Annotated in this window: 16 protein-coding genes and 1 pseudogene; 2 read left to right on the top strand and 15 right to left on the bottom strand. The window is 64.9% G+C overall.

Annotation, left to right across the window (positions count from 1 at the left end):
* Positions 1-13: 13 nt before the first annotated feature.
* Positions 14-450, bottom strand: a pseudogene (locus A9X01_RS26205) (helix-turn-helix transcriptional regulator).
* A 35-nt stretch (positions 451-485) separates the two neighbouring features.
* Between A9X01_RS26205 and A9X01_RS26210 the strand changes: the two are divergent.
* Positions 486-1175, top strand: a complete 690-nt coding sequence (locus A9X01_RS26210; RefSeq protein WP_065123493.1) for a class I SAM-dependent methyltransferase — start codon at positions 486-488, stop codon at positions 1173-1175.
* Here the strand turns inward: A9X01_RS26210 and A9X01_RS26215 are convergent.
* The 13 genes from A9X01_RS26215 to A9X01_RS26270 all read right to left on the bottom strand — a co-directional run bounded on the left by A9X01_RS26215 (position 1169) and on the right by A9X01_RS26270 (position 16992).
* Complete coding sequence (locus A9X01_RS26215; protein WP_065123494.1) at positions 1169-4432, bottom strand: PPE family protein; 3264 nt, start codon at positions 4430-4432, stop codon at positions 1169-1171. The two genes, A9X01_RS26210 and A9X01_RS26215, sit on opposite strands and share 7 nt — an antisense overlap.
* Positions 4433-4619: 187 nt before the next feature.
* Entirely contained in the window at positions 4620-5729 is a 1110-nt protein-coding gene (egtE, locus tag A9X01_RS26220; RefSeq protein ID WP_065123495.1) for an ergothioneine biosynthesis PLP-dependent enzyme EgtE, read from the bottom strand.
* Entirely contained in the window at positions 5726-6691 is a 966-nt protein-coding gene (egtD, locus tag A9X01_RS26225) for an L-histidine N(alpha)-methyltransferase (protein WP_065123496.1), read from the bottom strand. Before egtD ends, egtE begins: the two co-directional genes overlap by 4 nt.
* On the bottom strand, positions 6691-7401 hold the full coding sequence (gene egtC, locus A9X01_RS26230; protein WP_065123497.1) for an ergothioneine biosynthesis protein EgtC: 711 nt from the start codon (positions 7399-7401) through the stop codon (positions 6691-6693). Before egtC ends, egtD begins: the two co-directional genes overlap by 1 nt.
* The gene (gene egtB / locus A9X01_RS26235) at positions 7401-8687 is read right to left on the bottom strand and encodes an ergothioneine biosynthesis protein EgtB (protein ID WP_065123498.1); all 1287 of its coding nucleotides are present in this window, start codon (positions 8685-8687) and stop codon (positions 7401-7403) included. The genes egtC and egtB overlap by 1 nt, the downstream gene beginning before the upstream one ends.
* A complete protein-coding gene (egtA, locus tag A9X01_RS26240) occupies positions 8684-9979 on the bottom strand; it encodes an ergothioneine biosynthesis glutamate--cysteine ligase EgtA (protein ID WP_155772300.1) in 1296 nt (431 codons plus the stop codon). Before egtA ends, egtB begins: the two co-directional genes overlap by 4 nt.
* 50 nt (positions 9980-10029) lie before the next feature.
* A complete protein-coding gene (locus A9X01_RS26245) occupies positions 10030-10458 on the bottom strand; it encodes an organic hydroperoxide resistance protein (RefSeq protein WP_172832612.1) in 429 nt (142 codons plus the stop codon).
* A gap of 27 nt (positions 10459-10485) precedes the next feature.
* Complete coding sequence (locus A9X01_RS26250) at positions 10486-11934, bottom strand: catalase (RefSeq protein ID WP_065123501.1); 1449 nt, start codon at positions 11932-11934, stop codon at positions 10486-10488.
* A gap of 46 nt (positions 11935-11980) precedes the next feature.
* Entirely contained in the window at positions 11981-12388 is a 408-nt protein-coding gene (locus A9X01_RS29580; protein WP_081282647.1) for a hypothetical protein, read from the bottom strand.
* A gap of 111 nt (positions 12389-12499) precedes the next feature.
* The gene (locus tag A9X01_RS26255; RefSeq protein WP_065123502.1) at positions 12500-12856 is read right to left on the bottom strand and encodes a hypothetical protein; all 357 of its coding nucleotides are present in this window, start codon (positions 12854-12856) and stop codon (positions 12500-12502) included.
* A gap of 82 nt (positions 12857-12938) precedes the next feature.
* A complete protein-coding gene (locus tag A9X01_RS26260; protein WP_436405310.1) occupies positions 12939-14543 on the bottom strand; it encodes a PPE family protein in 1605 nt (534 codons plus the stop codon).
* Positions 14544-14688: 145 nt separating this feature from the next.
* Positions 14689-15726, bottom strand: coding sequence for an aspartate-semialdehyde dehydrogenase (locus tag A9X01_RS26265; protein WP_065123503.1), 1038 nt, complete (start codon positions 15724-15726; stop codon positions 14689-14691).
* Entirely contained in the window at positions 15727-16992 is a 1266-nt protein-coding gene (locus tag A9X01_RS26270) for an aspartate kinase (protein WP_065123504.1), read from the bottom strand.
* A gap of 312 nt (positions 16993-17304) precedes the next feature.
* Between A9X01_RS26270 and leuA the strand changes: the two genes are divergently transcribed.
* Entirely contained in the window at positions 17305-19107 is a 1803-nt protein-coding gene (gene leuA, locus A9X01_RS26275) for a 2-isopropylmalate synthase (protein ID WP_065123505.1), read from the top strand.
* 67 nt (positions 19108-19174) lie between these two features.
* Here leuA and A9X01_RS26280 read toward each other — a convergent pair whose 3' ends face one another.
* A complete protein-coding gene (locus tag A9X01_RS26280) occupies positions 19175-19660 on the bottom strand; it encodes a MarR family winged helix-turn-helix transcriptional regulator (RefSeq protein ID WP_065123506.1) in 486 nt (161 codons plus the stop codon).
* Positions 19661-19726 lie beyond the last annotated feature (66 nt).

The raw sequence follows: 19726 nt of genomic DNA on the forward strand, positions 1-19726 counted from the left end.
ACGGTCCGGCAGATCAGTCCGTCTTCTCCCCGTGTGCTGTCTTGATGCGGCTGTCGGCGGGCGGGCGCGTGTCCCGGGCCAGGATGCAGCTCGGCACTCGTGCGTGTACCGAGGCCGGCGGGATACTGGCGCGGTAGGCCGCTGGCGGTAAACCGTATACCCGCGCGAAGCTGGTGGTGAATGAGCCGACGCTGCGCAGACCAACCATGACGGCGATATCGGCGACCGATCGGTCGGTGTACCGCAGGAGTGCGGCGGCGCGCTCGAGTCGGCGCGTCTGCAGGTAGGAGCGAGGCGATTCGCCGAACGTGCGGGTGAACATCCGACTGAAGTGTGCGCGTGACAGACCGGCCGCCGTGGCCAGGTCGTCTACCGTAATCGGGTCGGGTAGCGGGAGTCGACGAAGTCTTTTGCCCGTAGCAGATAACGGGCTGGCGGAAGCTGCGCCATGGGTTCCAGTATGCGGCGCGCGTACCTTGGGTCGCATGAGTTCTGAGGTGATGGATTGGGACGACGCGTATCGGCAGAACGTCTTCCAAGGGCCGCCGCCGTGGAACATCGGCGAACCGCAGCCCGAACTGGCCGCGTTGATCGCGGCCGGCAAGGTCCGCAGCGACGTGTTGGACGCCGGCTGCGGCTACGCGGAGTTGTCGCTGGCGCTGGCGGCGCAGGGCTACACGGTCCTCGGCGTCGACATCACGCCGACTGCGGTCGCGGCGGCCACCGAAGCCGCCCGGGAGCGGGGCTTGTCCACCGCGAGCTTTCAGCAGGCCGACATCACCGCGTTCAGCGGGCACGATGGGCGCTTCTCCACCGTGATCGACAGCACGCTGTTTCATTCCCTGCCGATCGAGGGCCGCGACGGTTACCTGCGCTCGGTGTTCAACGCGGCTGCCCCGGGTGCCAACTACTACGTATTGGTGTTCGCCAAAGGCGCCTTCCCGGCCGAGCTGGAACCCAAGCCCAATGAAGTCGACGAGGACGAGTTGCGGGATGCGGTCAGCAGGTACTGGGTGGTCGACGAGATCCGTCCGGCCTTCATTCATGCCAACGCACTCGCGACGCCGCCGCCGATGCCTGGTCCGCCGATCGAGTTTCCGGAGCACGACCGCGACGAAAAGGGCCGCGTGAAGATGCCCGCCTACCTGCTCACGGCGCACAAAGTCGATCAGTAGTTCTGCACGAAGATGCCTGCCAGGCTCGAACCGATGTTCTGCAGGCCCGACAAGAAGCTGCTGACACCCGGCGGCAGCGCCCCGATGTTGAACAGACCCGACACGGCGCCGCCCAGTACCGACAGTCCGGACGAGCCTTCGCCGAACACGTTGTAGCCCGAAGCGCCGGTGAGGCCCAGCGGATTGCCGGTGAAGAACCCGGACACGTTCGACCCGTTGTTGAAGAAGCCCGAGGCGTTGGTGCCACCGGTGTTGAAGAAGCCCGACGAGGTGAAGAGGTCGTCGAGGGTGTTTCCGAAGCCGGGCGCGGGCGGAATCTGCAACTCGAAGAGCTTCTGGCTGGACAGAACGATCGGCGGAATGTGAAGCGCCGGCAGGTCGAAGGCGCCGACATTGATTGGCGGAATGCCGATCGTGGGCAACTGGAACGGCTGCGAGAACAGCTGCGGGAGATTGAACTCGCCGATCGAGATCGGCGGGATTCCGATCGTAGGTAGATCGAAGGCCGACGAGATGACCTGCGGCAGGTTGAACGGACCGACCGCGATCTGCGGAATCTCCAACTCCGGCAGGAAGAACTGCGACGAGGTGAGCTGCGGGAGCAGGAACTCTCCGATTTCGATGGGCGGGATCGTGACCGCCGGCGTTCTGAACTCCGGCCAACTGATTTGCGGCAGGTCGAATTCGGCCAGCGTTATCGACGGGATGGTCAGCGCCGGCGTCTCGAACTCCGGCCAGCCGACCACCGGCAGGTCGAAGGAGCCCAAGTCGATCGGCGGAATGGTCAACGCCGGTGTCTCGAACTCGGGCCAGCCGACCTGCGGCAGGTTGAAGCTGCCCAGCTGAATGCCCGGGATGGTCACCTGGGGCGTGTCGAACTGCGGCCAGCCCAACCGCGGCAAGTTGAATTGACCCAGTCCGATAGACGGAATCGAAATAGATGGAATGCTGAAACCGGATATTCCGATGGAAGGAATAACGTAGGCGCCACCGGGGCCATTGGGATTATCGATCGTCACATACGGCAGAGTCATGTTGCCGATTGAGATGTTCCCCAGATGGAACGCGTTGATAAACCCATTCTGGGTGTTACCAATAGAGATCGGGATATTGAAGTTTCGCAGGATGAAGTGGTAATTCGGCGCAAGGACGTTCGCCGTTTCTAAGGAGAACAGTGTCTGGTCGTTGCCACCCACCGAGAAATTCGGAAGCTGAATGAGTGGGATATCAATCCTAGGAACATCAATAGTAGGCAGGCTGAAGCCGTTGATTGTGACGCGTGGAGTCGTTATCGGCGGGATCGTTACCGACGGTAGGTTGATCGGCGGTACTTGAATGGCCTGCGTCGTGATTTCAGGCAGACTGAAGGACGAAAGGTTGACACCTGCGGGCGTTTGGTACGCAGGAATGGTGATTGACGGGATGGTGATCGACGGCAGACCGAAATTGCCGATGTTGATGTTCGCCGGCGTCTGATACTCCGGAATGGTGATGGCTGGTATACCGATCGACGGCAGGCTGAAGCTACCGATATTGACGTTCGCCGGCGTCTGATACTCCGGAATGGTGATGGCTGGGATTCCGATCTCTGGCAGAGCGAAGCCGCCAATCGTCAGCGTCGGGGTTGTGTAGGCCGGGATGGTGATCTCTGGGATGCCGATCTCCGGCAGGCTGAACGCGCTCAGCCGCGCGATGGCCGGCGACGTAAACTCACCGATCGAAATCGGCGGGATGCCGAGGGTCGGCAGCAGGAAGTCAGAGATCGACACCGACTCCGGGGATGTGAATGGTCCGATGTTGATCGGCGGAATGGCGATCGTGGGAAGCAGGAATTCTGTCAGCCGGGCGACGGGCGACGTGAAGGCTCCGATATCGATCGGCGGGACGAAGATCTGAGGCAGGTCGAATGCGGCCACGTTAATCGGGGGTATGTCGACCGCGGGCAGGGTGATTTCGGGCGTGCTGACCGCGAAGTAAATGCCGCCCTGGCGCTCCCCTGTCCAACCGAAGCCGTTATTCATGTTGCCTGAATTAAAGGATCCGGTGTTGTAATCGCCCCAGTTGGCGAAGCCGGTATTGGTGTTGCCGATATTAAAGCTGCCGGTGTTGTACGAACCGGGGTTTATGTCACCCGTGTTGTAGTCGCCGGCATTAAGCGAGCCTGTATTGCCAATGCCCGAGTTAAGGGATCCCGTGTTGAAGGAACCTGGGTTGAAGAACCCGGTGTTGGCGATTCCCGAGTTACCGATGCCGGTGTTTAAGCTTCCCGAGTTGAAAAGCCCAAAGTTTCCATTACCCGAGTTGAAGAAACCGACATTCCCGTTTCCGGAGTTGAACAAACCGATGTTTCCACTTCCGGAATTCAATACGATTCCGATTTGATTGTCGCCGGTCAGCCCGATGCCGATGTTGTTGTTGCCGGTGTTACCGAAGCCGATGTTGAAGCTGCCGGTGTTGGCAAAGCCGCGGTTGCCTGAACCGAAGTTGCCAAGACCGAGGTTGGCGTTGCCCAGGTTACTGAAGCCGATGTTCCAACTACCCAGGTTTGCCGACCCGATGTTGGAGTTGCCCAGATTCCCATCGCCTCTGTTGCCGTAGCCGAAGTTGCCGAACCCGAAGTTGCCACCACCGTAGTTCGCGAAACCGAGCGATGTTTGCAACGTTTCCACGGCGGCCGGTGCCGCGGCGGCCGCCGCAGCCGATCCAGTTGTCAACTGGCCCGGCAGACCAGCCAAAGCTTTCAACGGTTGCGTGAACGGCGTCAGGGCCGACGCGATGGTTGACGCGCTCGTGTAGTACTCAAACATGGCGGCCACGTCCCGCGCCCACATCAGCTCGTAGTCGGCCTCGACGGCGAAAATGGCGGGAGTGTTGAAGCCGAAGATATTGGACCGCACCAGCGACAACAGCACGTTGCGATTGGCCGCGACCTCCCCGGGGTGAACTATCGCAGCCCGAACTGCGTCGAACGTGCTAGCCATGTTCCGCGCCTGCGAAGCCGCCTGCTCTGCTTGCGCGGTAACCGCGCTGAGCCAGCCGGCGTACGGGGCGGCGACGGCCGCCATCGCCTGGGATGCGGCACCTTGCCAAGACGCGGTCGCGAGGCCGGAGGTTATCGACCCGAATGAGTTGGCGGCCACGGCTAATTCACTGGCCAGTCCGTCCCAGGCCGCCGCGGCACCCAACATCGGCGCAGAGCCCGCTCCAGCGAAGATCCGAAGGGAGTTGATCTCCGGCGGCAACACTGAAAAATTCATCCTTGCGACCCTTCCGACAGCTCATCTTCGAGCGATTCGCAGCGGGAGCGCCTAGGTGCGTGCCCCCGCCACTTCATACGCGTACCGAGCGAAGTTACTCCACACACGCGCAATATGCACTACTGCCGGATATGGGGTTTTTGAGACTTTTGGCATGGAGTGCGCGCTCCGGCTTGTCCGACGGGTTTCAACCAGCGAAGTTAGCAGAATTAGCCGAAATCAGCGCTTCGGCAAAGACTTCCAACTCCTCGGGCGTCGTGTCGACATGCGGCGATATGCGGAGCACCGGTTCGCCGAGCTCCATCGGCGCCCGCGCAATTCCGGCATACGTGGTGAGGATCCGGCGCTCCGCGAGTAACCACTCCCGCACGGCTTCCGGGTTGGCTCCGTCGACCGGGACCAACGTGGTGATCGCGCTGGGTTCGTCGACCTCTTCGACGACGACCCACCCGGCCACGTCCGCCAGTAGCGAGCGGGCGATGCCGCCCAATTCGGCCAGCCGGGCGCGAACATTCTCGGGGCCGTAGACCAGGTGTTCGCCCAGCGCCACCGAGAAACCCACTCGGGCAGCCACATTGGCCTCACCGAAGCCGAGTTGCTCAACCCCTCGGGTCAGCCGCGCCGTCAGGTCGGGTCGCATCGCCAGGATCCCCACCCCGCGCGGACCGCCGATCCATTTGCGCGACGACGAATACGTGACGTCGGCACCCACGGCGCAGTCGATATGGCCTAGGGCCTGCGCGGCGTCCACGACCAACGGCACGCCGAGCTCACGGCAGAGCTGCGCCACCATCGCCAGCGGCTGCACGGTGCCGCGGTGGCTGGCGACCGGCGTCAAATGCACCAGGTCCGGCGGATTCTCCTGAAGTGCGAAGGCCGCGTCATCGATCGCCAGCCGACCGTCCTCGAGAACCGGCAGCTGTCGCACCTCGAATCCGTGGGCCGCCATGACCGCCAGGTTCGGTCCATACTCGCCGGGCAGGCAAGCCAAGGTGCGGGCCTCGGCCGGCCAACTGCGGAGCAGCAGATCCAGTGCGTTCAACGAACCGGTCGTGAATACGATGTCAGCCGCCTCGGGGAGGCCGCACAGTTTGGCCACCGCGGCACGGCCGGCGTCCAATACGGGTGCGGCGGCATCGGCCGCGACGTAGCCACCGACCTCGGACTCGTGCAAGGCGTGTCGCGCCGCGGCATCGAGAGCCGCCAAGCTCTGGCGCGAACACGCCGCGTTGTCCAGGTGCAGCACCGCCGCCGGCGGCCTGGCCGCGCGCCAGCGCTCGGCCAGCGTCTCGGTCACTTGGTCGCCAACGACAGACCGAAGTCATCCGCGTCGTCGGTCCACCACCGGATGCGGGTCAAACCCGCGTCGGCGAGTTCGGCACCAACGGCGTCCGGGCGAAACTTGCAGGACACTTCCGTGAGCATCTCCTCACCCGCGTCGAAGTCGACTGTCAGGTCAAGGGCGCCTACCCGCACCCGCTGGCGGCGAATGGACCGCAGCCACATCTCGATCCGTTCCTCTTCGGCGTTCCAATGGGCCACGTGCTGAAAGGCATCGACGGTGAAGTTCGCGCCGAGCTGGCGGTTGATCACCGACAGCACATTGAGATTGAACCGGGCCGTCACCCCCGCCGCGTCGTCGTAGGCCCGCACCAGCCGCTGGGTGTCCTTGACCAGGTCGGTGCCCAACAGCAGGCTGTCCCCAGGCCGCATCACCCCCGACAACGCCGCCAGAAACTCGGCGCGGGGACCGGGGGTGAGGTTGCCGATGGTCGAACCCAGGAAAACGAACAGGCGACGCCCACCACCGGGGATCTCGGCCAGATGTTCCTCGAAATCCCCGCAGACAGCGTTGATTTGGATGCCTGGATACTCGCGCTGGATTGCCTCGGCCGCCGCCGAGAGCACGTTTGCGTCGACGTCGAACGGCACGAAACGGCGCAGCGCGCCGCTGTCCCGCAATGCATTCAGCAACAGCCGCGTCTTCTCCGAAGTTCCGCTGCCCAGTTCCACGAGGGTGTCGGCCGCACTTGCGGCCGCCACTTCGGCGGATCGGGCCCGCAGGATGGCCGCTTCGGCACGGGTCGGGTAGTACTCCGGCAGCCGGGTGATCTGGTCGAACAGGTCACTGCCCACCGAATCGTAGAACCATTTGGGCGGCAACGACTTCGGAGTCTGCTGCAGACCGGTGTACACGTCGCGACGCAATGCCTGCAACGCCGAGTCCTCGGCGAGGTGATTGGACAGCGACAGTGTCATCAGGTTCCCTTCACACGGTTCAACGGTGTCGACTGGACGCCGTCGGCACCCACCTCCACCAGGTGCCGGTCTGGCACCTCTTCCCAATCCGGGTCGTCGTCGTAGGGCTCGCTGGCCAGCACCACACCGTCGGCACGCTGCAGCAGGAACAGCGTGTCACCCCAGGCCGTGGCGAGCAGCCGGGAACCGTTGGCCGCCATTATGTTCAACCGCGCCTGTGGGTCGGCACCGCCGATCTCGATGATGCTGTCGCCCAACGCATCCAAGCCGCGGGCGAAGATGGCCGCAGCGAGCAGCGCACTGTCACATACGGATTCGGCCAGCGGGCTAGGCGGCAACACCGCGCGGTCGACCACACCGTTGTGCGACAGCAGCCATTGGCCGTCGGTGAAGGGCGCCGTGGCGCTGATCTCGATCGGCATGCCGACGGTCGCCGAGCGCACCGCGGCTACCACGCAATGGCTGCGTAGCGCCGGGGCTACCGATGCGAATGAGGTGTCCCCCCATAGCGGTGCCGGACTACGCCAGCGCCGCGGTACGGAACCGTCGGCGGAATCGTCGAAAAAGCCGACGCCCCAACCGTCTGCGTTCATCAGCCCGTGCTTCTGGCGGCGCGGCGCGTAGGACTGCACCAGCAGACCTTGCGGCGGCTCGAGCATCAGGTCGGAAATGCTGACCTGCGATCCGAGCCAGCCCAGATGACGACACATCAGACGTCCCAGGCCAATCGGAGGCCGGAGAAGATCTGTCGACGGTAGGGGTGATCCCAGTTGCGGAAGCTGGGACGCAGGATCGACGACTCGACGGCCCAGGAACCACCGCGCAACACCCGGTAGTCGCCGTCGAAGAAGGGCTGCGAATAACGCTCGTAGATCATCGGCACGAAGCCTGGCCAGGGCCGCAGCGCCGAGCTGGTCCATTCCCAGACGTCACCCAGCATCTGCTCGGCCCCGTAGGCCGACGCCCCGGCCGGATAGGCCCCCACCGGCGCGGGGCGCAATGTGGTGCCGCCGAGGTTGGCGCGTTCGGCCGATGGCTCCTGCTCGCCCCACGGATAGCGGCGGCGGGTACCGACGGCCGGATCCCAGGCGCAGGCCTTCTCCCACTCGATCTCGGTGGGCAGCCGTGCGCCGGCCCACGCCGCGTACGCCTCGGCCTCGAAGTAGGAGATGTGCTGCACCGGCTCGTCGGCGGGAAGGTCCTCGGTGTACCCGAACCGAGTGCGGGTGCGCCCGCCGTCACCCCAGAATTGCGGCGCCGTGAGACCCGCCTGCTGGCGGTGCTGCCAGCCACGCTCCGACCACCATCTCGGTTCGGCGTAACCGCCGTCGGAGATGAAGTGCTGCCATTCGCCGTTGGTGACCGGAACCCGTCCGATCCGGAAGCTCGTCACCTCGACCACGTGTGCCGGACGCTCGTTGTCCAGCGAGTACGGTTCGGTTGCGGCGTCCACACCCAGCACGAAGGGGCCGCCGGGCACCAGCACCGACGTCCCGGCCAGTTCGGGACGACCGGCGGGAACTGGTTGGGTGGCCTGCAACAGCGGCGCCCCGGAGCGCAGGTTCAGCGCCTGCAGCATCGTTTCGCCGTGCTGATTCTCGTGGCTGACGACCAACCCGAACCTGAACAGAGCCGCGTCGTCGACGTCGGTGTCGGGCATTGCATCCAGTGCGTCCAGCGCGGCGTTGCGGACCGTGCTGCAGAACGACCGCGCCCTGGCCGGGGACAGTAACGGCAGGTCCACGCGGCTGGCGCGAGAGTGCACGAAGGCGTCGTAGAGCCCTTCCACCTCCGGTGGCAACAATCCCGGCCGGTCCAGGTTGCCGCCACGCAACACCCACAGCTCTTCCTGCTGGCCGATGTGCGCCAGGTCCCACACCAGCGGACTCATCAACGGGTCGTACTGCCGATGCAGTTCGGCGTCGTCGAAATCGACGAGCCGCAGCGTGCGGGTGCGCGCGCGCTCCAGGTCGCCGGCAAGCCGTTCTTTCGTCACATCCCCCCTCGGGCCATCCGCGCAACAGTTGCCGCGATGCCGTTGTCGATGACCCGGTCGGCGAAGTCGTCGGCCGGGCATCGGCCCCTCTCCACATTGAGCATGAGCTGCTCCATCGCCACGGCGAGCTCGGCTGGTGCGCGCTCCGCAGCGATGGCCACACATCGGTTGGCCGCCGCGTACAGCCGCCGGTCGCCCAGCCCGGACCGGGCTGCGGTGTCCCATGCAGTGGCCACCGGTTCGACCGCTTCGGCGGCCAGGTCCGCCGCGACCGGGTCGTCCAGCAAGGTGGTGAGGGTGAAGGCCAGGGCCGGCCACACCGCCTCCGGCACGGAATCGAGATAGCGGATCTCCAGCCACTGACGCGGCCGTACCGGCGGGAACAGGGTGGTCAGATGGTATTCGAGGTCGGCGTTGGTGGGACGCCGTCCGGCAAGCAGAACGCTGCCGTCCACCCAATCGGTGAACGGCACATGGTCGGTGACCGCAAGGATTTCTTCATTGTCAGGACTGCGCACCATCATCACCGGCGCCTTGAGGGCGTAACGCGCCCAGTCGGTGCTGGGGTCGACACCGCTGGCGCCCAGGATCGGCCCACACCGCGCCGAATCCATCTGTCCCCACACCCACTGCCGGGTGGACTGCCAACCGGTGAACTCGCCACCCAGCATCGGGGAATTACCTGCGATCGCGATCATCGTCGGCCCCAACGCATGTGCCAGGCGCACCCGCGAAACCCAGCCCGTGCGCGGCCCGGCGTCGAGATTGAGCTGGATCGAGGCCGTCGAGGTCATCATCGCCACGCCTGCCCCACTGTCGCTGGCAGCGAAGAACCGCTCCATCGCGCGGTAACGCGCGCCGGGGTTGACCCGCGCCGGCGACCGCAGCGGATCCACACCCAGAAACACCAGCCCCAGGCCCGACTCGGCCAAGGCTGAACGCAGCGCCGCCTGGTCACGGCTCATCGCGTCGATCGCGGCCAGCACACCGTCGGCCGGTGGACCCGAAAGTTCAACGGCGCCACCAGGTTCCATGGTTATCACGCTGCCGCCGGGAAGAGGATCGACCCATTTGAGAATGTCGTTCAGCTCATCCCAGCCAGGACGGCGCAGTGGATCCGCGGGATCGAAGCAGTGCGCCTCGAGTTCCAGGCCGACGCGCCCCAGTGGACCGTCGGTGAGGCAACCCTCGGCGATGTGCTGTGCGACGGCCGCCGAGCCGGCCAGCGGGCTGTCCGCCGGGCCGATACCGTCCAGCGGCGGGGACGCAGCGGTCGTGGCGATGCGTGTCACCATCACTTCATCTTCCAGACGGGTCCGACATATTCCCGGACCCGCCCTCGCTACACCTTGGCCGATACGTCGACGTCGATGTTGCCCCGGGTGGCCTTTGAATACGGGCACACCTGGTGAGCTTGATGGACCAGGTCGTCGGCCGCGCTCTGGTCCAGGCCGGGCAGGTATCCGACGATCTTGCCGGTGAGGCCGAACCCGCCCTCGGAATCCTTGCCGAATCCGATCTCTACGGTGACGTCCGTGGCGTCGTCGAGCTTGACCTTGGCCTTGCCCGCCACCAGCCGCAGCGCGCCCAGGAAGCACGCCGCATAGCCGGCCGAGAACAACTGCTCAGGGTTGGTGCCTTCACCGTTGCCCCCCATCGCCTTCGGCGGGCGGGTTTCCAGATCAATGCGGCCGTCGTCGGACTTGACGTGCCCGTCGCGGCCGCCGCCCGTCGCAGTCGATGCGGTGGTGTAAACGACTTCAATGCTCATGGCTTCGATCATGCCAGCCGGCGATGGTCAGCCAAGGTTCGCCCGGACTCCCTCCTCTACCTTCTTGCCGAGATCGGCGTCGACGTTGCGCCAGTACTCGAACACCCGGGACAGCACCGGTTCCTGCACACCCTTGGATACGTGTCCGATGATGTTGTGGGCCAATCGTTCCCGTTCGTCGTCGTCGAGCACATCGCGGACCAGGGTGCCCGCCTGTCCCCAGTCGTCGTCCTCGGCACGCAAGGTGTAGGCCGATCGCACCATCTCACCGTCGGCGAACCAGCGCACCTCGGCGGCGCGCTGCGGGTCGGCATGCGGGCCGCCAAAGGAGTTGGGCGCGTACACCGGATCCGATGCGTTCTTGATCCGCATGGCGCCGTCCTTGGAGTAGCTGTTGACCTCGACCTTGGGGGAATTCACCGGAATCTGCTTGTAGTTGACGCCCAGCCGGGCCCGGTGGGCGTCGGAATACGAGAAACCGCGACCGAGCAGCATCTTGTCCGGGCTCAGTCCGGTGCCCGGCACGATGTTGTTCGGCTCGAATGCGGCCTGCTCGATCTCAGCGTGATAATCGGTGACGTTGCGGTTCAGGGTCAGCTTGCCGACGTCGATCAACGGGTAGTCGCCGTGCGGCCACACCTTGGTGAGGTCGAAGGGGTTGAACCGGTAGGTCTTGGCCTCCTCGAACGGCATGATCTGCATCTTGAGCGTCCAACTCGGGAAGTCGCCGCGCTCGATCGACTCATACAGATCACGCTGGTGATAATCCCCGTCCTCGCCGGCCAGCCGGTCGGCGTCCTCCTGGGTGAGGAAGTCGACGCCCTGGTCACTGATGAAGTGGTACTTCACCCAGAAGATCTCGTCGGCGGCGTTGATCCAGCTATACGTGTGGCTGCTGTAGCCGTTCATGTGCCGCCAGGTCTTGGGGATGCCACGGTCGCCCATCAGCCAGGTGACCTGGTGCGCCGACTCCGGGGTGAGGGTCCAGAAGTCCCACTGCATGTTGTGGTTACGCAAGTTCGTTGCCTGCATTCGCTTTTGCGAGCGAATGAAGTGCTGAAACTTCAGCGGGTCGCGGATGAAGAAGATCGGCGTGTTGTTGCCGACCATGTCGAAATTGCCTTCGCTGGTGTAGAACTTGAGCGCGAAGCCACGTGGGTCCCGCCAGGTGTCTGGACTGCCGCGCTCGCCCGCCACCGTGGAGAACCTGATCAATGTGTCGGTTCTGGTCCCCGGCTGGAATACCGCCGCCCGAGTGTATCTGCTGACGTCGTTGGTGACCTCGAAGAAGCCAAATGCGCCGCCGCCCTTGGCATGTGGCTGGCGTTCCGGGATCCGTTCCCGGTTGAACTGCGCCATCTGCTCGATCAGGTAGTGATCGTGCAGCAGGATCGGGCCGTCGGGACCGACGGTCAACGAATCCTTATCGCTGGGTACCGGGTTGCCGGCGTCGTTTGTGGTGAAACGCTCCGTCATGGGATCTCCTCCTCGTTACTGGGCTGGTTCGGTGTGGAGCTGATGGCTAGCGACCGGGCGGGCTGGTGGGCGCGCTCGGTCCGGAGGTGGTCGGTGGTTGGCCGGGTGCCTGTTGTTGTCCGGGTGCCTGAGGTGCTGGCGGGAAGCCGGGGCCCATGCCCGGAGGGGGCGGACCGCCAGGGTAGCGGAACTGCCACCCCGCTCCCGGTCCGCCGGGGCCGCCCGGGCCGCCCGGCTGGAACTGGCCGTGGTGATGGCGGTGGTGGTGATGGCATCTGCCGCCGCCGAATGCCATGGCAGCGGCGAAGAAAAGGGTCCACGCGATGAAGACGATGCCCGCGACGATCACCACCCACGCCGCGACGCGGTAGAGCCGTGGCGGTTTCTCCAGGTAGGCGGGCGGCGCGGTGGCAACCGGAGTCGCCGGGACGGATGGCTCGGGAGTTTCACTCATGCCTTCGAATATTGCCTAGGCGTACGACACCGTAAAGGCTTCGAGCAACAAAGATGCCGTGAATTGATGTAGCCCGGTGCTCGACGAGCACCGGGCTACTGGTTGAAGGTGTCAGCGGCCGGGGGTCGGGGCTGGGGTTGTGGAGGGCGCCACCGACGAGGGCACCTGGCCGGGTCCGCCCGGTGCCGTGCCGGGGCCCACCTGCTGCTGGCCGCCGCCGCCGTTGGGGAAGCCCGAGCGGTGGAACATCGCCGGATGGTGCTTGTGGTGATGGCCGTGGTGGCCACCGTGACCGGCGGCCAGCCCCAGCCGGAAACCGGTGAAGAAGATGACCGAGACGATGAATACGATCCCCGCGACGATGGCGACCCACGCCGCGGCCCTGAAGACCTTGGGTGTGGTGTGGACGGGTTGCGGTGCCACGGCGGTCGAGGTGCGCGTGGTGGGAGTGTCAGAAATTTCGCTCATGACACGCATGATGCACGGGTAAACAGTAGTGGCCGCTATGCGCTACTTATGTGCCAGCTGTGAGCGATCAGCGACAGCGCGATCAGGGCAGGCGCCCGACGTTGATGGTGAAGAAACCGGCCACCCCGGTGCCGCTGTTGAAGAACCCGGAGTTGAATCCACTGACCTGACCGTACGGCATTCCTAGGAACAGCTCCGTGAGGCCGGTGTTGAACAAACCCGAAACGTTGCCGTTCAATCCCGAACCACCCGCGGCAGAGTTACCGAAGCCGGAGACAGCACCGGTGCTCGCGTTTGTGGCGACCGAGTTGCCAAAGCCTGAAACCAGAACCCCGGTATTGCCGAAGCCGGACATGGTCGCGCCAGAATCGGTGGTAGTGCCCAGCCCGGTGTTGACGTCACCCGAATTCCAGATGCCGGTGTTGATGTCACCCGAATTGCCACTACCCGTGTTGGCCGCGCCTGCATTGAAGAAGCCGGTGTTGGTGGTGCCGCCGTTACCGAAGCCGGTGTTGACATCGCCTCCGTTACCAATGCCAGTGTTTAAACTGCCACCGTTTCCGATCCCGAAGCTTCCCGCGCCCGAATTTCCGAAGCCGATATTGGCGGTCCCGGAGTTGCCTATACCCACGGTGTGGACGTTGTACGGGCTAGACGTGTCGATGCCGGAGTTGAAGAAGCCGATGTTATTAGAGCCCGAGTTGAAGAACCCGATGTTGTTGGAGCCCGAGTTACCGAAACCAATATTGCCACTGCCAGAATTCAAACCGTGGAAAACGAACTGGCCCGTCGTGGTGTCGTAATAGGCATTGCCGAGGCCGATCAGGTTGTTCCCGGTCAGCCCTAACCCGATGTTGAAGTTGCCGTGGTTGCCGGCGCCTTGGTTCCCATTGCCGGTATTAGCCAGACCGATGTTGTTGTTGCCGGTGTTGCCGATCCCGAAGTTATTGTTCCCCGGCCCGCGTGTAATGCCCGCCAGCGTGCCGCCATTTCCCATCCCGATGTTTCCGACGCCGACGTTGCCGCTGCCGAAGTTCCCGTCACCGAAATTGCCGTTGCCGATGTTGGAATCGCCCCAGTTGCCGCCGCCGATGTTACCGCTGCCCAGATTCCCGCTACCGACATTGGCACTGCCGTTGTTGCCATTGCCGACGTTGCCGGTGCCGCCTTTGTTCCCCATGCCGAGATTCGGCAAGTTGCTCAACAAATTCTGCAGCACGCCCTGCGCCGGACCGAGCTGACCGGCCGCCGCCGATGCTCCCGCGTGATAACCGAACATCGCGGCGACGTCCTGGGCCCACATGCTCTCGTAGAAGCCCTCGATGGCGGCGATCGCCGGAGCGTTCAGCCCTAGGAAGTTTGTCCGGACCAACTGCACGAACGCGTTCCGGTTCGCGGCCACCTCGAGCGGATGAACGATCGCCGCTCGTGCCGCCTCGAACGCGCTGGCGACCGCATTGGCCTGACCGGCCGCACCCGCGGCCTGCGCTGATGCGGCGCTCAGGAAGCTCGCATAGGGAGCGGCTGCGGCGGCCATTGCCCCTGACGCGGCGCCTTGCCAAGCCTGGCCAGTCAGCCCAGATGTCACCGCCGAGAATGCCCCCGCCGCCGACGCCAGCTCATCGGCAAGGCCCTGCCACGCCGCCGCCGCCTGCAGCATCGGCGCCGAACCCGCGCCGAGGAACATGCGCAACGAATTGATCTCCGGCGGCAGTACCGAGAAATTCTCCACCACCCGACCCCCTAAGCGTGTCGTGACGCGAGTGTCAACAACTGTATGGCAGGGATAGGCGGCAAATTTGGTTTTTGCTGGAACAGCGCGTGAACGTGCGTTACACCTGTGCGGCGAGCAATTCGGCGATCTGAATGGTGTTCAGCGCCGCGCCCTTGCGCAGGTTATCGCCCGAAACGAACAGCGCCAGGCCCCGTCCGTCCGGCACGCCCGGGTCCTGCCGGATGCGTCCGACCAAGGATTCGTCCACCCCGGCGGCGGCCAGCGGTGTCGGCACGTCGACCAGCTTCACGCCCGGCGCGCCGTCGAGCAGCTCGCGGGCGCGCTCGGGCGAGATCGGCCGGACGAACTCCGCGTTGATCGACAGGGAGTGCCCGGTGAACACCGGAACCCGCACACACGTACCGCTGACCAGCAGATCGGGAATGCCCAGGATCTTGCGGCTCTCCGAACGCAGCTTCTGGTCCTCGTCGGTCTCGCCTGAGCCGTCGTCGACCAGCGAACCGGCCAGCGCGACCACATTAAAAGCGATCGGCGCGACGTACTTGCGTGGCGCCGGGAACTCGACCGCGCGCCCGTCGTGCACCAGCCCCTCGGCGCCGTCCAGGACCGCGCGGGCCTGCGTCGCCAGTTCCTCGACCCCGGCCAGCCCGCTGCCGGACACCGCCTGGTAGGTCGATGCGACCAGCCGCACCAATTGCGCCTCGTCGTGCAGCACCTTGAGCACCGGCATCGCGGCCATCGTGGTGCAGTTCGGGTTGGCGATGATGCCTTTGGGGCGATTGTGCGCGTCCCGCTCGAAGTTCACCTCGGACACCACCAGCGGCACGTCGGGATCTTTGCGCCAGGCCGACGAGTTGTCGATCACCGTGACCCCGGCCGCGGCGAACCTGGGCGCCTGCACCCGGGACATGGTGGCGCCGGCGGAGAACAGCGCGATGTCCAGCCCGGTCGGGTCGGCCGTCTCGGCGTCCTCGACCTCGATCTCCTGGCCACGGAATCCCAGCTTGCGGCCCTGCGATCGGGCCGAGGCGAAGAACCGCACCGAACTGGCCGGGAAGTCACGCTCGTCGAGCAGGGTGCGCATCACCTGGCCCACCTGACCGGTGGCGCCCACAACACCTATGGAAAGGCCCATCTATCGACCCGTCCCTGCATACACCGTTGCCTCCTCATCGCCGCCGAGACCGAACGCCTCATGCAACGCAACAACGGCCTTGTCTAGTTCGGTGTCGCGGCAAAGCACGGAAATGCGGATTTCCGAGGTGGAAATCAGCTCGATGTTGACGCCGACCGCCGCCAGCGCCTCGCAGAACGTTGCCGTGACGCCGGGGTGGCTGCGCATGCCGGCCCCGATCAGCGAGACCTTGCCGATGTGGTCGTCATAGAGCAGCTGGGTGAACCCGATTTCGTCCTTGAGCGAATCCAACTTCGCCACCGCTGTGGGTCCACTGTCACGCGAGCAGGTGAAGGTGATGTCGGTCTTGCCGTCTTCGACCTTGGAGACGTTCTGCAGCACCATGTCGATGTTCACGTCCGCGTCTGCGACGGCCCGGAACACCCGGGCGGCGTACCCCGGGATGTCGGGAATGCCGACAATGGTCACCTTGGCCTCGCTGCGGTCATGTGCAACACCGGTCAGAAGGGGGCTTTCCATGGATATGTCCTTGATCGATCCGACAACGACGGTGCCCGGGCGGTCCGAGTACGACGACCGGACGTGCACCGGAAGGTCGTAGCGCCGGGCATATTCCACACAGCGCAGCATCAGCACCTTGGCACCGCAGGCCGCCAACTCGAGCATCTCTTCGAAGGTGACCGTTTCCAGCTTGCGGGCGTTGCGCACGATCCTCGGGTCAGCGCTGAAGATGCCGTCCACATCGGTGTAGATCTCGCACACATCGGCGTTGAGCGCCGCGGCCAGCGCGACGGCCGTCGTGTCCGAGCCACCGCGGCCCAGCGTGGTGACGTCGCGGGTGTCTTGGCTGACCCCCTGGAAGCCTGCCACCAGCACGATCCGGCCCTCGTCGAGCGCGGCCTGCACACGGCTCGGGGTGACGTCGATGATCTTCGCGTTGCCGTGGGTGCCGGTGGTGATGACGCCCGCCTGCGAACCGGTGAACGACCGGGCGTGCGCGCCCAGCGACTCGATCGCCATCGCGACCAGCGCGTTGGAAATCCGCTCACCGGCCGTGAGGAGCATGTCGAGTTCCCGCGGCGGCGGGACGGGGCAGACCTGTTGAGCCAGATCCAGCAGGTCATCGGTGGTGTCGCCCATCGCGGAAACCACTACGACGACGTCGTTCCCCTGCTTCTTGGTCTCGACGATCCGCTCGGCGACACGGCGAATTCGGTCGGCGTCGGACACCGAGGATCCACCGTATTTCTGCACGACGAGCGCCACTGATTTCCCTGTTCTTTACGAGGGCTACTGGGTTTAAGTCCACAACAGGATACGTGCCACCGCATCCCCATTTATCCGGCGGCGATCAGGCAGCGGCGCCGAACGTGGGCTTCCGGCAGGCGAGTGTGACCGAATCCATCCATCGGCCATACGCTCGACGGCGAGACGTGGTGTTTTGGTAGAGTGCACAACGTGCAGCGGGTGCTCCTCCTCGGACGCCGCGACGGGGTCTGATCCAGACTGGCCTCCCGTCGCGGGAGTTCGCGATGCGCCGGTCTGAGGTTCCTCACCCAAAATCTTGGAGCACAAACCGTGACTAATTCCGATTCACCCGACGTCTACGTCTCGACGCGCACAATCAGCACACCAGCCGGCGCCCCACGACCCGGCCAGCCGGTGTGGAATCCACAACGCGGCTCGTCCATGCCAGTCAACCGCTACCGCCCCTTCGCCGAAGAAGTCGAGCCCATCCGGGTCGCCGACCGCACCTGGCCTGACCGCGTCATCGAGCACGCACCCCTGTGGTGCGCGGTGGACTTGCGCGACGGCAATCAGGCGCTGATCGACCCGATGAGCCCGGCCCGCAAGCGCCGCATGTTCGACCTGCTGGTCCGGATGGGCTACAAGGAGATCGAGGTCGGGTTCCCCTCGGCCAGCCAGACCGACTTCGACTTCGTCCGCGACATCATCACCGACGGCGCCATCCCCGACGACGTCACCATCCAGGTACTCACCCAGTGCCGACCCGAGCTGATCGAACGCACCTTCGAGGCGTGCGAGGGCGCCGCGAACGTCATCGTGCACTTCTACAACTCGACCTCGATCCTGCAGCGACGCGTGGTGTTCCGCGCCGACCGGGACGCCGTCAAGAAAATCGCCACCGACGGAGCGCGCAAGTGCGTCGAGGAGGCGGCGAAATACCCGGGCACCCGGTGGCGGTTCGAGTACTCACCGGAGTCCTACACCGGGACCGAGCTGGAGTACGCCAAGCAGGTGTGCGACGCCGTCGGCGAGATCATCCAGCCGACGCCGGACAACCCGATCATCTTCAACCTGCCCGCCACCGTGGAGATGGCCACGCCCAACGTCTACGCCGACTCGATCGAGTGGATGAGCCGCAATCTGGCCAACCGGGAGTCGGTCATCCTGAGCCTGCACCCGCACAACGACCGCGGAACTGCCGTCGCCGCAGCCGAATTGGGCTATCAGGCCGGCGCCGACCGGATCGAAGGGTGCCTGTTCGGCAACGGTGAGCGCACCGGCAACGTCTGCCTGGTCACGCTGGGACTCAACCTGTTCTCCCGCGGCGTCGACCCGCAGATCGACTTCTCCAACATCGACGAGATCCGGCGCACGGTGGAGTACTGCAACCAGCTGCCGGTCCACGAACGCCACCCCTATGGCGGCGACCTGGTGTACACCGCGTTCTCCGGCAGCCACCAGGACGCCATCAACAAAGGCCTGGACGCGATGAAGCTGGATGCGGATGCCGCCGACGTCGATATGGACGACATGTTGTGGCAGGTGCCGTATCTGCCGATCGACCCCAAGGACGTCGGCCGCACCTACGAAGCGGTGATCCGGGTCAACTCGCAGTCCGGCAAGGGCGGGGTGGCCTACATCATGAAGGCCGACCACGGCCTGGCCCTCCCGCGCCGGCTGCAGATCGAGTTCTCGCAGGTCATTCAGAAGATGGCCGACGGCGAGGGCGGTGAGGTGTCGCCGAAGGAGATGTGGGAGGCGTTCTCCGAGGAGTACCTGGCCCCGGTGCGGCCGCTTGAGCGGATCAAGCAGCGGGTGGACGCCTCCGACGAGGATTCCGGAAACACCACCATCGCGGCCACGGTCAAGATCGACGGGGTGGAAACCGAGATCAGCGGTGCCGGCAACGGGCCGCTCGCGGCGTTCGTCCACGCGCTGGGCTCCGTCGGATTCGACGTGGCCGTGCTCGATTACTCGGAGCACGCGATGAGCGCCGGTGACGACGCGCAGGCGGCTGCGTACGTGGAGGCTTCGGTATCCGGCAAGACGGTGTGGGGCGTCGGCATCGCGCCTTCGATCACCACAGCGTCGTTGCGGGCCGTGGTGTCGGCGGTCAACCGGGCATCCCGTTAATCGCCGAAGTAGGAATGCAATAGCAGGGCGATGAGCCCGGCCGGACTACACCTGTTGATGTCAGTAATCAAGGCCGCCGCACGCGGCTGACGGCCGAGCGGGGCGGCCCGGCCCGCATGTGATTGCGGACGTGACTCATGGTGTTGCCGAGAAGGCGTACGTCCTGATCGGAGAGCGAATCGAAGAGCAGTTCGCGCACGACCTCGATGTGCCCGGGCATGACCTTGGCCAGTCGGGCTCGACCCGCCTCGGTGATGTCAACGATGGTGGCCCGCCGGTCGTGGGGACTCGCAGTGCGAGTGATCAGGCCCGCCTTCTCCAACAGTCCTGCCTGATGAGTCAGGCCGCTGCGGCTGTAGACGACCTTGTCGGCGAGGTCGGTCATGGTGAGCTGCCCGTCGGCGTCGGCGAGTTGCGCCAGGATCCCGAACTGCACGTAGCTGAGGTCACCGTCGGCTAACAGCTGCTGGCGCACCGCGTACTGCAGCAGGCTGACCGCTTCGGTCAGGGCGAAGTACGTATGCATCTGAGCCGGCGTGAGGGCGTCGCTCATCGCGCCATCGTAATGCTTCGATTTCGAAGCACTGAGACCAGCGTCACACCTCGTGTGGAAATGCTT

The organism is Mycobacterium asiaticum, from assembly GCF_001668675.1.
Classification (GTDB): domain Bacteria; phylum Actinomycetota; class Actinomycetes; order Mycobacteriales; family Mycobacteriaceae; genus Mycobacterium; species Mycobacterium asiaticum_D.

Bases quoted from the DNA above. Each gene is read 5' to 3' on its own strand.
- A9X01_RS26210 (WP_065123493.1), top strand. From the start codon at position 486: ATGAGTTCTGAGGTGATGGATTGGGACGACGCGTATCGGCAGAACGTC.
- A9X01_RS26215 (WP_065123494.1), bottom strand. From the start codon at position 4,432: ATGAATTTTTCAGTGTTGCCGCCGGAGATCAACTCCCTTCGGATCTTC.
- egtD (WP_065123496.1), bottom strand. From the start codon at position 6,691: ATGACACTGTCGCTGTCCAATCACCTCGCCGAGGACTCGGCGTTGCAG.
- egtC (WP_065123497.1), bottom strand. From the start codon at position 7,401: ATGTGTCGTCATCTGGGCTGGCTCGGATCGCAGGTCAGCATTTCCGAC.
- A9X01_RS26245 (WP_172832612.1), bottom strand. From the start codon at position 10,458: ATGAGCATTGAAGTCGTTTACACCACCGCATCGACTGCGACGGGCGGC.
- A9X01_RS26250 (WP_065123501.1), bottom strand. From the start codon at position 11,934: ATGACGGAGCGTTTCACCACAAACGACGCCGGCAACCCGGTACCCAGC.
- A9X01_RS29580 (WP_081282647.1), bottom strand. From the start codon at position 12,388: ATGAGTGAAACTCCCGAGCCATCCGTCCCGGCGACTCCGGTTGCCACC.
- A9X01_RS26255 (WP_065123502.1), bottom strand. From the start codon at position 12,856: ATGAGCGAAATTTCTGACACTCCCACCACGCGCACCTCGACCGCCGTG.
- A9X01_RS26260 (WP_436405310.1), bottom strand. From the start codon at position 14,543: ATGTTCCTCGGCGCGGGTTCGGCGCCGATGCTGCAGGCGGCGGCGGCG.
- A9X01_RS26265 (WP_065123503.1), bottom strand. From the start codon at position 15,726: ATGGGCCTTTCCATAGGTGTTGTGGGCGCCACCGGTCAGGTGGGCCAG.
- A9X01_RS26280 (WP_065123506.1), bottom strand. From the start codon at position 19,660: ATGAGCGACGCCCTCACGCCGGCTCAGATGCATACGTACTTCGCCCTG.